This window comes from Mangrovibacterium sp. (assembly GCF_059905295.1).
The window spans coordinates 1-1704 of record NZ_JBZQJF010000237.1 but is presented as its reverse complement, the minus strand read 5'-3'; the positions used below and the strand labels follow the sequence as shown (position 1 = coordinate 1704).

Sequence of the window (1704 nt, the reverse complement as noted above, 5' to 3'; positions counted from 1 at the left end):
TTTTCAATCTTGAAGCTTTCGGTTGCAGGCAGCTCCAGCATCTGGTATAAATTGAGATAAGCCAATTGCTGACTGCTCTCTGCTTCTACCTGGTTAACTTCCTCGTTCGCCAATTGAGCTTCAATCTCCAACAAGCTTCCTTTGGCCAGGCTTCCGGCGCTAACCAGTTTCTTGGTCCGCTCAACTTGTTGCTGAGTTACTCCAATCTGATCTTTAGCCACCTGAATCAACTCATCATCCAGCAATATCTGAAGATAAGCAGCTGCAATATTGAGCGTCAGATCATCCTTGGCTTTTTGAAGATCCTGCAACCGAGCCTGAAAAGTATAATCCGCTTTCGATACACTATTATTTAACTGGAATCCATTCCATAACGTAAGGTTTGCATTAACGCTACCACTTACGGTATTGATATTCCCTGCCTGATAAAGACCACTTGTGTTTTGCGAATTTTTAAAGCTGTAGCTATTCGACAAACTCCCCGACAAGCTTGGCAATCGGTTGTATTTAGATTGCTTCAGTTCATTTCCGTAATAGTCGGCATTAATTTTTTGTTGTTTGACTTGAATATTATTTTCAAGGGCGTAATCAATGCACTTTTGCAGACCCCAGCTTTCCTGCGCCTTCAACGAAGGAGCTGATAGCAAAACAACTGCTATGATTACAAATTTGATAAACTTCATAATGAATTTATTTATGATGCGCTAAGTTAACGATTAATCTGAATTGGACAGTTTGTTATTAGTCCACCCCAAAGACATTTCCCCCTACTTCATTTTAAAGGATAAATACCTGGAAAGAACAATCAATGGTTAATCAATTATTGTCTGTTAGCCTTGATTCTGTTTTTCTGCTAGTTTTTTAGGGTCTATTTTTTCACCTTTTACCTTATCATCTTTCGTCAGCCCCTCAACAATTTCAATGTTGATACCATCAGAAAGGCCTGTTTTAACCTTGCGCTTTTCGTAAAGGTTCTCCGCGGCATTCGTTAGAACTTCCACATAAGCCGAGTCGTTCTCAAATTTCAACATCCCTTCGGGAATTACCATTACACTGTCCTTGCGCTCGAGCACAATATTGGCATTAGCACTATAACCGGCTCGTATAAACTGGTTGTCCTTCAGCTGAACATCAGCCTTGATTTCAAACTGGATAGCCCCGTTTTCTTCCACTCCTTTCGGGGAAATATATTTAAGGGTTGCTGCAAACTTATCCTTTTCAATTGCGCCAATCTCCAGTTCGATGGGCATTCCAACTTTAATCTTGCCAACTTCGGTTTCATCAACCTTACCTTCAAAAATCATATCCTGCATGTTGGCAACCATAGCAATCGTCGTTCCATCGTTAAAGGTATTCGACTGAATGACCGAGTTTCCGACTTTAATAGGAACATCGAGAATCATACCGTTAATGGTTGAACGAACTAAGGTATTTGAGGCTGTTTCGGCTTTTTTCAACACACCGTTTTTCACCAGTTCCAGGTTATTCTCAGCTGCGGAAAGTTCTTCTTTAGCCGAATCATAAGCCACTTTTGAGCTCATATAATTCTGGTATGAAATCACCTGGTCGTCGAACAATTTTTGTTGCCGGTCAAAGTCGATCTTCGCATCTTCCATATTGATTTTTGCCCGGTTCAGACGCGATTCAGCAGAATTCAGCGTTACCATATCAGGAATAATCTTAATGCGGGCAATCACCTGATCT

At 40.9% G+C, this 1704-nt stretch carries 2 protein-coding genes; both read right to left on the bottom strand.

Translation table 11 applies throughout. From position 1 onward, the window contains the following. Window positions 1–683 (bottom strand): TolC family protein (locus AC37HE_RS12415; protein ID WP_500783163.1); only part of this gene is annotated, 683 nt, incomplete at its 3' end. A gap of 147 nt (window positions 684–830) precedes the next feature. Continuing rightward, the coding region (locus tag AC37HE_RS12410; RefSeq protein WP_500783162.1) for an efflux RND transporter periplasmic adaptor subunit at window positions 831–1704 on the bottom strand (874 nt) is incomplete at its 5' end.